The following is a 12,541-nucleotide window of genomic DNA, read 5'->3' as shown; positions in this document are numbered from 1 at the left end:
CGGGTCGTCCCGCCCCGCACTTCCGTCACTCGTGACGTCGGACGCCCGCTCCAGCGCCGCGTTCGGGGACCTCCGCCCTGAAGCGGCACGAAGCAGTCATGCGCAGTAGTCGCAGCGTCCGCTGGCGGGCAGCACCATGTTGTGGGTGGGGCAGGTCCGTGGAGGAGTTGGGGCGGGCTTCTGCCGGGGTGTCTGTCTGGGGATGTGGGACGACGTCTGCTTGGCGATGTAGAGCGGCGTCATCTGCGGTGCCGCGTCCGCCGGGACATGGTCGCAGTAGGTGCGGTAGCAGGTGAGCCGGTCGACGGCGGCGGCATGCTGCCGCTCGACGAACGACACGAAGCCCTCGGGATGCTCGTGGTTGCTGTATCCGTCACCCACGCCACCGGTCCCCACCCGCACGACCAGTGATGACAGTGGGGGCTTGCCGTCGGTGAGCGTGGCTTCCTGCACGGGTCCGAGCACCTGGCCGATCCAGTGGCCCAGCATCATCCGGGTCCGGTAGCCGGTCCTGTCGAACAGCTGCTGGGCGAGCTGGTCGTACGTGATCGAGCCGCCGTAGGTCGCTGCGACCTCCTCGAGGATGGCTTCAGTGGCCTGCACCCAAGCAGCTACTGCCACGTGCCAGGCGACTCTCCGCGTCGGGTCGGAGTCGTGCCAGGTGCCAGGTGTCTCAGCCATCCCCGTCCTCCCAGGTGCCAATGCGGCGCTCCTCGGCTTCAGAGCCCGGTGGCGTCGGGATGTTGCTGGCCCACTGGCTCACGCGCAAGGTGGTTGGCGACGGGGACGTCCTGTCTCAGGCGCCGGACCTGCTCCGGGCGTGATCCTGGCCGCGGTCGACGAGCGGCAGCGGAACACCCGGTGGCGACCCGGTCGCGGGGACCGTAGGACCGGACGCGCCGCTGACTGCGCGCACGGAGTCCCCGGCCCCGTCGCTGCCCGGAGCTACCAGCGTGGGCCGATGAGGATCTGCGTGCCGTCGGGGCGGTAGGTGCGCCATCGGCCGTCGGGTGGTCGTTGGACCCGGAAGCCGTGGTGGACCTTGGTGTGGTGGCGTTCGCAGAGCAGGGCCGAGTTGTCGAGGCTGGTCTCGCCCTGATCGGCCACCCACTCGCGGAGATGATGGACGTCGCACCAGTGAGTGGGGGCGGCGCAGCCGGCGAAGACGCAGTGCCGGTCGCGGCGTTCGACCGCGCGGCGGATGTGCGCCGGGACGACCCTCTTCTCGCGGCCGACGTCCAGCGGCAGCCCGTCGGGGCTCATCACCATCCGGGAGATGGTGGCGTCGCAAGCCAGCCAGCGGACCCGGGCGGCGGAGATCTGTGCCCCGAACCCGGTGGTGGCCGCGCCCGGCCCGGTCGTGGCGGTGTCGACCAGGTCCTCGACGTCGATGGTGACGATGACGTGCGGCTTCACCGTGCGGAGGAACGGGAGGTTGCCGCTGGCCAGCTGGTTGTCGCACAGCTGCACCAGGGCGTCGGCGAGTTGCTGGGACCGGTTCCGGGTGTCGCCGTCGGGGCGGTTGGCCTGCACGATCGACTCCAGCGCGGCCTGCAGCTTCTCCCCACCCACGACGTCGAGGTCGAAGCGGCCGGTGACGCCGTCGGCGTGCTTGGCGATGCTCAGCCGCCTCCCCTCGGTCGGGTCGGGCTCAGGCCCGTCGGGGTCCAGCGCGGCCAGATAGGCCTTCACCACTCCCTGCAGCTGGTCGTGCGGCGCCACGGCAGCAGCCTCGGCGAGCTCGGCCTCGATCGCCGCGACGTCCACGCCCCGGTCAGCGGCCGCGGCCAGTTTGTCCGGCGCCGCGATCACCGCGATCACCGCCACCGCCTCGGCGGTCACCTCCCCGGCGGCGAACGCCGCAGCCACCGCCGGCAGGTGCTCCAGCGCCCGGCCCGAGTGCACGATCCGCGACGCGGTGCCCGAGGAGAGCCGGCCGTGCCCGCGCAGCCAGGACTGCATCGTCTTCAGCCCGTCGTGCTCAGCGGCCTGGGTCAGCTCGCACTCCCGCACCGTGCGGAGCAGCTCGGCGTCGATCCGGTTCCGTGCCTCCAGCAGCTCCGCGGTCCGGTCCAGGAGCTGCGGGCCGAACATCGGCTTGAGGTCGTCAGCGGCGAAGGCATCCAGGACCGAGGTCAGCTCGCCCATGACACCTCCCGCGGCTCTTCGAACTGATGTTCGAAGTCTAGCGCGGCCCCGGGATCGTCACAAGGTGAAGCTGCAGCTCAGAGCGGCAAACAGGGACTCACTACGAGCGCATACGGGACGCCACGCACCGCCGTCGTCAGCCCCCTCACTCGCAGCCGACACCGTCGTTGTCGCGGTCGAACTTCGGCTGGAACCCGGGGTCACCGGCGTAGATGGGAGCGGCTCCCGCAGCCCGGACCGCGTCGCAGTTGGCGTACGAGGCGACCGGAGCGGGCGCAGGAGCCGGGGCAGGAGCCGGGGCAGGAGCCGGCGCAGGAGCCGGGGCAGGCGCGGGCGCCGGGACGACGACGGCGGGCGCGGGCTGCGGTGCCGGCTGCGGCGCAGGCCTGGGGGCGGGAGCAGGAGCCGGGGCAGCGGCGGGAGCAGGGGCGGGCGCAGGAGCCGGGGCAGGGACGTCGGCGACGACACCACCGGGCAGCGGCTCGGCCGGGCAGGTGCTGAGCACCGTGGCCATGGCGTTGCGCTCGGCCTGCGTCGCCCACAGCCCGTAGGAGACCTTCACCGCGACCTGTCGCGCCACGTAGGCGCAGCGGTAGCCCTTGTTCGGAGGCAGCCAGGTGGCGGCGTCGCCGTCCCCCTTCTGCATGTTCAGCGGGCCGTCGACGGCGAGCAGGTTGAGCGGGTCGTTGGCGAAGGCGGTCCGCTTGGTGGCGTCCCAGCCCTGCGCGCCGGTCTGCCAGCTGTTGGACAGCGCGACCACGTGGTCGATCTGGACGTCGTCGCTGGTCTCCTGGCCGCGCTGGAAGGCGATGGCTGTGCCGGAGTAGGGGTCGGCGAGGGAGCCGGTGAGCACGACGCAGTTGCGGGTGCCGGGCTTGAAGGTCTCGGCGGTCAGGTCGCGGGCGAGGACGTCGTTGCGGGTGTCGCAGCCGTTGCGGTCGACGTCGGTCCAGGGCGAGCCGAACAGGTCGCGGTCGTAACCGGTCTTCGGCGCGCGGCCCTTCACCTCGACGGCGGCGAGGGCGGCCAGCGCGCTGGTGGGCTGGGCCGCCTGCACGGCCGTGGTGGCGGCCGCGTCGCCGAGCAGGCCGGTGGCAGCGCTCGACGAGGTGCTGGCCACCTCCCGCGTCTCGACCTCGGCCAGAGCCGCCTCGGCGGCAGCTGTGGCGGCCTCCGGGTCGACGGCGGCCTTGGCCTTTCCGCCGGCGCTCGCCACGGCGGCGGTCGACCCGGCGGAGGCCGGCTCGGTCGCCGGCAGCGTGGCGCCGCCGACGAGGAAGGCGACCAGGCCGGCTGCCACGACGATGCCGCCGACACCGCGGGAGGCGATGAACGCCCACCGGGCCCCGCCGGCGACGACGGCGCCCAACCCGACGAGGACGGCGGTGACGCCGAGCATGGCCAGCGCGCCACCGGGACCGCTGCTGGCAGCGCCGGCGACTACGAGGAACAGCACGACGGCGGCGACGAGGGCGAGGACGACCGGCCGGCGCCGGTCGCCCGGCTGCGGCGTCGTCTCGGGCGGCACAGGTGCGGCTGCCCGGAACGGCGCCGTCGCCGGCGGGAGGGGCGGGGCCAGCGGCTCCCCGGTCGCGAGGCGACGGAAGGTCCGCAGGGCGGCGAACGGGTCGGTGGAGCCGTAGGGCAGCTGGACGTCGCGGGAGCGGACCACGGCGCCGGGCAGGACGGCGGCCAGCTTGCGGGCCGCCGAGCCCGCGGCGGTGATCCGCAGGGCGTTCACGTAGAGGGTGACCGACCGCTCGGTGGGGGCGCTGGAGACCAGGCGGAGGTAGTCCGCGGTGCCGGTGCCGCCGGGCGGGGTGGGGACGAAGCCGAGCTGCTCGGCGCGGGCGACCACCGCACGGACCGGCGTCCCGGGATGGCGGGACTCCCACTGGGCCAGGAGCTCCTCGACCCGAGCTGATGCAGACGACGACATGAGCAGACCCCCGAGGACGCGCGGCGAACCGGCTCATCGTCGAGCCGGGTCCGCCGTCCGAGTGGCAGCGACAGGCACTGTGACCTGCGGCATCGCCCCGCTTGACCCCAGGTGTCCCCGGCGCCCCAGCGGCACCGCCGCGCCCCCGACCGTGCCGGGCTGGGGCCCCGGCACTGCTGAACGCCGCGCCGACCGTCCGGGCGTTCCGCAGGCGACGACGTTGCGGCTGCTCGACGTCCTGACTTGATAGCTCGGCAGGCGCTCTCCCGAGGACGACGTCGCCGCCGTCCCGGACCGACCAGGGAGCCCCGCCGGGCGGCAGGTGGCCTGACCGCCGTCCTCGAAGGGTCTTGCCCGCGCCCCCCACCGGGAGAAGCATCTTCCTCGCGGCGACGCCGCTGGGGCGCCGCCCGCCATCCCGAGAGGAGGGCGGCATGTACGCCCGGACCACCACCGTCCACGCCGACCCGCAGCGCGTCGACGAGGGCATCCGCTACATCCGCGACGAGGTCATGCCGGCGGTGCAGAGCATGCCCGGCTGCATGGGCCTGTCCATGCTCTGCGACCGCGACTCCGGCCGGTGCATCGTCACCACGAGCTGGGACTCCCAGGAGTCGATGGGCGCCAGCAGGGAAGCGGTCCGCGCCATGCGCGAGCAGGCCAACGACGTGATGGGCGGCCGCTTCGACGTCGACGAATGGGAGATCGCGGTGATGCACCGCGCCCACGCCCTGAACGACGGGGCCTGGGCGCGCGTCACCTACAGCCGGCTCCAGGACGCCAGTCAGGCCGACCGCGTCATCGAGGCGTGGAAGACGAACATCCTGCCGCGCCTGGACGAGTTGGACGGCTTCTCCAGCGTCAGCCTGATGGTCGACCGCTCCGCCGGTCGCGGGGTGGGCACCATGTGCCTCGACGACCGCCAGGCGCTGGACGCCTCACGCGAGGCGTCCGGGCGCATGCGCAGCGAGTTCGCCGCCCGGATAGGCGTGGAGATCACCGACGTGGTCGAGATGGAAGTAGCCATCCACCACCTGCGGGTACCCGAGATGGCCTGAGCCTGCGCGGCGGAGCTGCGGGAGGTGGCACGTCCTCCCGCAGCTCGCAGTCCTGGCCAGGACGACCGGCCGACGCGGGCACTGCAGCCCGGTGAGGACGGCGGAGACGTGGTTGCCCTGGCCCCCGCCCTCCCTGCCGCGGACTACACGGACATCCCGCTGCACGACGTCGAGCAGTCCATCCGCCAGATGGCCGGCGCCAACGAGGTGAACCTCGCCGAGTACGTCAGGCGCTGACCGTTCGGTCCGGTCACCGACCCGTCCCCACCGGGCCCCGGACCGTCGCCGGGCGCCTGGGCGCTGTCCGGCGGTGCCGGCGCCGTCGGCCCCGGCGTCGTCGGTGCCGGCGTCGTCGGTGCGGGCGTCGTCGGCGCGGGCGAGGTGCCCTCCGCGTCGACGTAGGTGAGCCCACCGGTGAGCACCGAGGAGGTGCCGTCGGGTGCGAACACGTGGACGTCGTAGACGCCGGCCACCAGCGCAGGCGTGGTGAACGTCAGCTGGGTGGGGCCGGCGGTGGACACCAGCACCGACGTGGTCGCCCCGATCCGGACCCTCGCCCCCGAGGGGAGGGCCGCACCGCTGATGACCACCCGGGTACCGCCCGCGGTGCTCACCCGTGCCGGGTCGATCGAGGTGAGCTGGAAGGGCCCCACCTCCGGGTAGTCCTTCCGGCCGCCCAGGTCCGGTGCGGGCGTCGGCGGCGTGGTCGGGTCCGGACTCGGCGTGGTCGGCACCGGGGTGCCGTCGGCCGGCGGCTGCGGTGCCGGAGCGCCGTCGCCCGAGCCGTCGTCCGAGCCGTCGTCCTGCCCCGGAGGCGTGGACGGCGACGGGTCCCCATCGCCGGGCTGGGTTCCCCCGGGGACGTCGGGACCGGGCTGCGTCGGCCGGCCGTCACCGGGCGCCGACGGGTCGGTCGGCGGCGGCGTTGCGCCCGGCGGGGTCTCCGGCTGGATCCCCGGAGCCACCGGGTCCGGAGTGCCCGGCGGCGTCTCACCGGGCGCGCTGCCCTCACCAGGCGGCGTCTCCCCCGGCGCGCTGCCCCCACCCGGCGGCGGGGTCGGTTCGGTGGGCGCCGGCTCCGTGGGCGTCGTGGGGCTCGTCGGCGGAGTCGTCGGCGCAGGAGTCGTCGGCGCGGGCGTCGCCGGGGCCGGCGTGGTCGGCGCCGGGTCGACGGCGGCGTCGCGCGCGGCCTGGCCGACCAGCAGCGGTGCCGCGCTCGCCAGCCCGAGGGGGGCGCCGTCGCGGAACAGCTGCACGGTCACGACGTACCGGCCGTCGTGCAGGTCGACGCTCGGCGCGAGGACCAGCGACGCGAGCGCGTCGCGGGCACCCAGCGGGAAGGCCACCTCACCGCTGTCGTCGGTGCTCGCGGTGGTCCCGTCGAGGGTCACCGGCTGGCCGGTCAGCGCGTAGACCGCCCCCTCGTGCTCCATGCCGAGCGCCAGCCGAGCCTCGTACGCCCCGCCCGGAGCCGAGCCGGCGGCCACGATCCGCGGGGTGACGGTGCCGGCCTCCGCGGTCATGGACGTGAAGGTGTACCGGACCGGCGCCTCGCGGTTGCCCAGCGCGTCGAGGGACAACCGCCCGCCGGTGACGGACCTGCCGGCGAAGGCAGGCAGCCGGACGGCGTCGTCCATCAGCTGTGTCTTGATTTCCGCCGCTGTGGCGTCGGGGTTGCTGGCCTTGTAGAGCGCGAGCGCGGCCGCCACGTGCGGCGCGGCGATCGAGGTGCCACCGATCAGCCGGTAGCTGCCGTCGTTCCACGCGGTGAAGACCTTGTGTCCGGGCGCGAACAGCTCCACGGTCCGGGCTCCGTAGGCCGAGCTCGCGCTGACCGTGTCGGCCGCCGTGCTGTTGCCGACGGTGAGCATGTTCGGGCCGTCGATGCTCGCCGGGAAGACGCGCGAGGTGTCGCGGTCGAGGCTGTCGTTGCCGGCGGCGGCGACCACGAGCACACCCTTGCTGCTGGCGTAGGCGATCGCCTCCGTGAGGATCGCCTCCTGGTAGAGACCGCCCCAGGACGCGTTGACCACGTCGGCGCCGTTGTCGGCGGCGTACCGGATCGCCTCGGCACCCAGCCGCGCGTCGACCGACGACCCGCCCCCGATGACCAGCGGCATGATGGTGACGTCCGGGGCGACCCCGGCCGAGCCCTCGCCGTTGCCGGCACGTGCGCCGGCCACCGCGGCGACGCCGGTCCCGTGGCTGTTGTCGCCACCGGCATTGGTGACGTCGGCGTTGTTGCGGTAGAAGTTCCAGCCGTTGCAGTCGCCCGGCTTGCCGTTGCGGTCGACGTCCACCGTTCCGCAGACCTCGCCCGGGTTGCTCCACAGCGACCCGGCCAGGTCCGGGTGGTCGGTCATCATCCCGGTGTCGACGATCGCCACCGTCATCCCGCGGCCGGTGCCGGCCTGCCAGCCCGCCGGGGCCGACATGTCGGCTCCGGCGACGGCCTGCTGGTCGTAGGCGTTGCCCCCGGTGTTCTCCAGGTTCCAGCCGTAGCGCTGCCAGCCGGGGTCGCTCACCGTCAGGCCGGCGACCTCGCCCGGCACGGACAGCTCGACCCGGGCACCGGGGACGACGGCGCGCAGGTCCTCGGGGGTGATGTCCGCGCCGGCGACCAGCGCCGAGCCGTCGAACAGTGCCTGCGCGGAGTCCACGGCGGGCAGCGCGTCGAGCGCGGCGACCTGCTCGGCGGTGACGCCGCCGGGCACGGTGAGGGCCAGTCGGGTGAGACCGTCCCCCGCCGGGCCGAAGTCGTCCGCGAACGCCGGCGGCGTGAGCAGGAGCGTGTCGACCACCGCGGCCCCGCCGAAGCCGACCGACAGCGCCGCGGCCGCGGCCACGACCCGTCGGCCGCGCTTGTGCGGCCTGGAGGCCCCGGTGCCCGTTGGTGTCGCCATGCCCGTCCCCATCTCTCCCGGGCCCAGCGCAGAGCGGGGCCTCACTCGGGGATCGACACCGGGACCGCCCACCTCGATAGCTCGATGTGATGGCTTCTTCTGCCCTCCTGCTGGGGGCAGGTCGCCACCTCTCACGGGGGCCGTCAGTCCTGCTGGGCCACCTCGGTGATGTCGCGGAGGTGGTGGACGCCCTCGTGTGCCGCCTGGCGCACCAGCCACAGGGCGGTGCGCCGCTCGCCGGGCAGGCGGTGGACCGGCCGCGCCCAGTCGTCCGGCCCGACCCGGGCCACCTCGGCGAGGAAGCCCGCGACGTACGCCTCCAGCTCGTCCAGCACTGGTTCCACGGCGGCGTCGCGGTAGCCGAAGCGCCGCGCCCGGAGGTCGTTCAGCATCGGCTCGAGCGCCGGGTCGTCCTCGGTCCGCGCCCGGTGCAGCCGGATGGTGAAGGTCTGGTGGACGTCGCGCAGATGGCACAGGTACTCGACCGCCGACCAGACGCCGTCCTCGGATCGCCGCACCGCGGCGTCGTCCAGCGACTCGACCAGCCGCCGGGCCCGCGCCGGTATCCCGGCGATGACGGACGCGGCCCGGATGACGTCGTGGTCGGCAAAGGCGAAGCCGCACGGCTCGCAGACGTGCTCCTCCCCGGCGAGGGGCGGCAGGTCCGTCCTCATCGGCCCAGCCCCGCTTCGCGAGCCCGGGCGACGGCGGCGGAGCGGTCGGGCACCTGCAGCTTGGTGAGGACGGCGGAGACGTGGTTGCGCACCGTCTTGTCCGAGAGCGCGAGCCGCTGAGCGATGCGCCCGGTCGCCAGCCCGGCGGCGAGCAGCTCGAGCACCTGCCGCTCCCGCTCGGTCAGCTCGGGTAACGCCGGAGCCCGCGCGCCCGTGCCGGTGAGCGCGTCGACCACCCGCCGGGCGACCGCCCCGCCGTAGACCGCGTCGCCGCCGGCGACCGCCAGCACCGCCCGGACGATCTCCTCCCGGTCAGCGCCCTTGAGCAGGTAGCCGCGGGCCCCCGCCCGGAGCGCTCCGAACAGCGAGGCGTCGTCCTCGTGCATGGTCAGCACCAGCACGCCGAGCCGCGGGTGCCGGCGGGACAGCTCGTCGATCGCAGCAGCCCCGGAGAGCCGGGGCATCGACAGGTCGGTGAGGACGACGTCCGGCGCGCACTGCTCCACCACGGCCAGCAGCTCGACCCCGTCGGACGCCTCGCCGACGACGTCCACCTCGGGTGAGGCGTCGAGGACCGCCCGCAGGCCGAACCGGTACATCGGGTGGTCGTCGGCGAGCACGACGCGCACGCTCATCCGGACACCTCCAGGGGCAGGCCGGCGACCACGCGGGTGCCACCGGGTCCGCTGGTCACGGAGAGCTCGCCGCCGACCGCCCGCGCCCGGGTGCGCATCGAGTCCAGCCCCACGCCCCCGGGCCGCCCGGCGCCGTCCGCCTCGAAGCCGGCGCCGTCGTCGACCACGGCCACCTCCAGGCGCCCGTCCCGGGCGCGGAGGCCCACCTCGGCCGACCGGGCGCGGGCGTGCCGCGCCACGTTGGTCAGCGCCTCCTGCGCGATGCGGTAGGCGGCGGTCTCGACGTCGGGCAGCAGCGGCGGGAGCTCGTCCGCGGTCACCCGGACCGGCATCGTGGAGGCCAGTGCGGATGCGTGCCGCTGCACCGCGGCCACCAGCCCGACGTCGTCCAGGGGTGTGGGGCGCAGCCCGTCCAGGATCCGGCGCACCTCCCCCACCGCGGCGTCCACCTCGTCCTTGAGCCGGGCGAGCAGCCCGGCGGTGAGCGGGTCCGCCCGCTCCCCCAGGTGCGCCTGCACCGCCTGCACCCCGAGTCCGATCCCGGCGAGCGACGGGCCCAGCCCGTCGTGCAGGTCGCGGCGGATCCGGTCGCGCTCGGTGTGCGTCGCGGACAGCACCCGGTCCCGCTCGCGTTCCAGCGCCCGGGTCAGCTCCAGCGCGCGGACGACGACGGCCACCTGCGGCCCCAGCGCGGCGAGCAGCCGGCGGTCGTCCGCGGTGAACGGCTCGCCGGGGTGCCGCTCGGCCACCTCGAGGGTGCCGACGTCCTGCCCGCCGACCCGCAGCGGCACGGCGACGGTCCCTGGCTCGGCCGACTCCCCGGCCGCCCGGACCCGGGCCGCCGGAGCGCGCAGGGCCGTGGTGACCGTGTCGAGGACGGCGGGCAGCAGGTCGTCCTCGTCCGCGCTGGCCACCCGGTCGCCCAGCTCGGTCACGGCGGCGACGGGGTCGCGGCGCGGCCCGTAGACGAACCGGTCGGCCGCGGACTGCAGCCGGTTCCGCGCCGGGCTGAGCGCCACCGCCAGCAGCGCGGCCGCGACCGCGCCGGTGACCGGCGAGAAGGTGCGGCCGAAGGCGGCTGCGGCTGCTCCCGCGACTCCGAGGTAGAGGACGACGACGGCGCCGGTGAGGGCCAGGTAGACCAGGCCCCGGCTGACCACGATGCCGAGCAGCCGGTAGCGGACGACGCCCAGCAGGACCGCGCCCGGCACCATGAGCGCGAGCGTCCCGAACAACCAGTCCGGCGCTGCGGGGGCGAGGAAGACGACGACCATCAGCGGCAGCACGACACACACCAGCCAGGCCAGCTGCTGGCGCTCCGCTGCGCGGGACCGGAGCAGGCGGACGACCGTCGCGACCCAGATCGTGACCGCACCCCCGAGCACGGCTCCGCCGGCGGCGGCGAGGAGACCGGTCGTCCACCACGTCTGCGGCAGCGCCACGGGCGCGGGTCCGGACGCGATGTCGTCGTAGGCGTCCTGGGTGAGGGCGGCGAGCACCGTGACGACGGCGAGCCCGACCGCGACGGCACCCACCGGCCACCGCCACCAGCGGGCGGGCAGCCGGCCGGACGGGTAGACGGCGACCAGCACCGTGGCCGGCAGGACGATCGAGGCCAACCAGGTCATCGAGGTCGCCTGGGCGACCACCCGGGCGAGGGGCCAGTCCGGGTCCGCAACGTCCACGCCGTAGCTGCCGTAGGCGTTGCCGCCGGCGCTCGACGCCTGCAGCAGCCCGGTGAGGACGAGGAGCCAGCCGATGGCGTTCCGCGGCCGCAGGTGCACCAGCAGCGCGCCGGTTACGGCGCAGACGATCGCGTAGACGCCACCGAGGTCCGACACGTGGAACTCGGGCGCCCGAGCCGTGACCCACTCGGACAGTGCCGTCGCGGCGAAGCAGAGGACGACCGCCGTGACGGCGGCGCCGGTGGTCACCCGTCGGGACCTCATCGCCTCAGTGTGGCCGGACGGCGTCCCGGCCGGGACCCCGCGACGACCCGGCGGACCGGGAAGAGTTCCCGGTCTACCCGGGACGCATCGCCCATCCGGCGGGCCGGATCGGGCGACCACGGTGGTGCACATCCGGCCGATGGAGCCGGCCCAGGGGGAGGACCACCATGACCAGTTCCCAGACCACCGCCGCCCGCACGCGCCGGGGGGTGCCCGCACCGGACGGCTGGACCGTCGCCGGCGCGGCCGTCGCCCTCGGCTGCACGCTGCTCGGCCAGTTCGCCGACACGCCGTGGAAGGCCGGTGCTCCCGGCTGGGGCATCGACTTCTCCGGCGGCGGGGGCTGGGGTGCCCTCTCGCTACTGGTCGCGTTCGTCGCCGTCGGGGCGCTGCTGGTGGGCCTGGCCACGTCTCGTGCCCGCGGCGTGGAACCCGAGCGGACCGCGCGGCGGTCATTGGTGCTCTCGGTGCTGGGCGTCGTCACGATCGTCGTCTTCTGGACCGGGCTGCCGTCGGTCCTCGCCGGCGGGGCAGTCGGACTGGCGCTGGACAGCCGCCGCCGGCTGGGCGGGCTGCCCGCCGCCGGCGCGGTCGCGCTCGGCCTGGCCGTGCTCGTCGTCCTGTTCGCGGTCTACCTGGCCTTCACCGGCTGAGCCCGTCCCCGTCCATACCGATCACCCGATTCGTCGAGGAGTTCCGATGACCCTGTCCCGTCGCACCCGGACCATCACCCTCACCGCCGCCGTCCTCGCCGGCGCCGGTTCCCTGCTCGTGGCCGTGCCCGCGGCGGCCACCGACGACCCGCTGCGGCTGACCACGGTCGCCGTCCCTGACCGGAACACAGACCTGGACCTCGGTGAGCCCGGGCCGGGTGCCGGGGACGCCCAGGTGTTCCTGGACGACGTGCAGCGCGAGGGCGAGACCGTGGGAACGAGCGCCGGTAGCTGCACGCTCACCGTGTTCACGGAGACGCGGCTGGTGGGGATCTGTACCGCCACGCTGATGCTGCCCGAGGGCACGATCAGCACGCAGGGCGCGTTCGACGAGGACCCCAGCGCCGGACCGGGCGGGTTCGTGTGGGCGGTGACCGGCGGCACCGGGGACTACGCCGGGGCCGGGGGCGAGGCGACCGGCACATTCCGGCCGGACACCGACATCGTCGACTGGGAGATCGACCTGCGCTGACAGCATGTCCGACCATGACGTCCGGTCCACGGGGCCGGGCGCCGTGGTCG

Annotated in this window: 10 protein-coding genes; 3 read left to right on the top strand and 7 right to left on the bottom strand. The window is 74.8% G+C overall.

All coding sequences use genetic code 11. The features are described 5' to 3' along the window. Window positions 1–96: 96 nt before the first annotated feature. The 3 genes from ACWIX6_RS07585 to ACWIX6_RS07575 form a co-directional block, all read right to left on the bottom strand. The gene (locus ACWIX6_RS07585) at window positions 97–603 is read right to left on the bottom strand and encodes a hypothetical protein (protein ID WP_448616229.1); all 507 of its coding nucleotides are present in this window, start codon (window positions 601–603) and stop codon (window positions 97–99) included. Between the two features lie 342 nt (window positions 604–945). Then, a complete protein-coding gene (locus ACWIX6_RS07580; RefSeq protein WP_448616228.1) occupies window positions 946–2,148 on the bottom strand; it encodes a DUF222 domain-containing protein in 1,203 nt (400 codons plus the stop codon). 145 nt (window positions 2,149–2,293) lie between these two features. Next, the gene (locus ACWIX6_RS07575; protein ID WP_448616227.1) at window positions 2,294–4,087 is read right to left on the bottom strand and encodes a GmrSD restriction endonuclease domain-containing protein; all 1,794 of its coding nucleotides are present in this window, start codon (window positions 4,085–4,087) and stop codon (window positions 2,294–2,296) included. A 434-nt stretch (window positions 4,088–4,521) separates the two neighbouring features. Here ACWIX6_RS07575 and ACWIX6_RS07570 point away from each other — a divergent pair, with 434 nt between their 5' ends. After that, complete coding sequence (locus ACWIX6_RS07570) at window positions 4,522–5,145, top strand: antibiotic biosynthesis monooxygenase (protein WP_448616226.1); 624 nt, start codon at window positions 4,522–4,524, stop codon at window positions 5,143–5,145. Between the two features lie 143 nt (window positions 5,146–5,288). On the opposite strand, the gene ACWIX6_RS07565 is transcribed toward ACWIX6_RS07570, so the two are convergent. The 4 genes from ACWIX6_RS07565 to ACWIX6_RS07550 form a co-directional block, all read right to left on the bottom strand. Next, entirely contained in the window at window positions 5,289–8,048 is a 2,760-nt protein-coding gene (locus tag ACWIX6_RS07565) for a S8 family serine peptidase (RefSeq protein ID WP_448616225.1), read from the bottom strand. Between the two features lie 143 nt (window positions 8,049–8,191). Continuing rightward, complete coding sequence (locus ACWIX6_RS07560; protein WP_448616224.1) at window positions 8,192–8,722, bottom strand: DinB family protein; 531 nt, start codon at window positions 8,720–8,722, stop codon at window positions 8,192–8,194. Then, window positions 8,719–9,357 (bottom strand): response regulator, encoded by a 639-nt coding sequence (locus ACWIX6_RS07555; protein ID WP_448616223.1) that lies wholly within the window; start codon window positions 9,355–9,357, stop codon window positions 8,719–8,721. Before ACWIX6_RS07555 ends, ACWIX6_RS07560 begins: the two co-directional genes overlap by 4 nt. Then, window positions 9,354–11,306, bottom strand: coding sequence for a histidine kinase (locus ACWIX6_RS07550; protein ID WP_448616222.1), 1,953 nt, complete (start codon window positions 11,304–11,306; stop codon window positions 9,354–9,356). The genes ACWIX6_RS07555 and ACWIX6_RS07550 overlap by 4 nt, the downstream gene beginning before the upstream one ends. Window positions 11,307–11,473: 167 nt before the next feature. Between ACWIX6_RS07550 and ACWIX6_RS07545 the strand changes: the two genes are divergently transcribed. Together ACWIX6_RS07545 and ACWIX6_RS07540 are read left to right on the top strand one after the other, a co-directional pair. Continuing rightward, a complete protein-coding gene (locus ACWIX6_RS07545) occupies window positions 11,474–11,959 on the top strand; it encodes a hypothetical protein (protein WP_448616221.1) in 486 nt (161 codons plus the stop codon). Between the two features lie 46 nt (window positions 11,960–12,005). Next, window positions 12,006–12,491, top strand: coding sequence for an allene oxide cyclase barrel-like domain-containing protein (locus tag ACWIX6_RS07540; RefSeq protein ID WP_448616220.1), 486 nt, complete (start codon window positions 12,006–12,008; stop codon window positions 12,489–12,491). Window positions 12,492–12,541 lie beyond the last annotated feature (50 nt).

The sequence above is a fragment of the Modestobacter sp. URMC 112 genome (assembly GCF_053502575.1).
The sequence above is the reverse complement of the archived record's forward strand: the minus strand, read 5'-3'. Positions and strand labels throughout refer to the sequence as shown.

What these genes read in the sequence shown, in the direction of transcription:
- ACWIX6_RS07560 (WP_448616224.1), bottom strand. Translation starts at nt 8,722, where the DNA reads ATGAGGACGGACCTGCCGCCCCTCGCCGGGGAGGAGCACGTCTGCGAG.
- ACWIX6_RS07555 (WP_448616223.1), bottom strand. Translation starts at nt 9,357, where the DNA reads ATGAGCGTGCGCGTCGTGCTCGCCGACGACCACCCGATGTACCGGTTC.
- ACWIX6_RS07575 (WP_448616227.1), bottom strand. Translation starts at nt 4,087, where the DNA reads ATGTCGTCGTCTGCATCAGCTCGGGTCGAGGAGCTCCTGGCCCAGTGG.
- ACWIX6_RS07565 (WP_448616225.1), bottom strand. Translation starts at nt 8,048, where the DNA reads ATGGCGACACCAACGGGCACCGGGGCCTCCAGGCCGCACAAGCGCGGC.
- ACWIX6_RS07545 (WP_448616221.1), top strand. Translation starts at nt 11,474, where the DNA reads ATGACCAGTTCCCAGACCACCGCCGCCCGCACGCGCCGGGGGGTGCCC.
- ACWIX6_RS07580 (WP_448616228.1), bottom strand. Translation starts at nt 2,148, where the DNA reads ATGGGCGAGCTGACCTCGGTCCTGGATGCCTTCGCCGCTGACGACCTC.
- ACWIX6_RS07540 (WP_448616220.1), top strand. Translation starts at nt 12,006, where the DNA reads ATGACCCTGTCCCGTCGCACCCGGACCATCACCCTCACCGCCGCCGTC.
- ACWIX6_RS07570 (WP_448616226.1), top strand. Translation starts at nt 4,522, where the DNA reads ATGTACGCCCGGACCACCACCGTCCACGCCGACCCGCAGCGCGTCGAC.
- ACWIX6_RS07550 (WP_448616222.1), bottom strand. Translation starts at nt 11,306, where the DNA reads ATGAGGTCCCGACGGGTGACCACCGGCGCCGCCGTCACGGCGGTCGTC.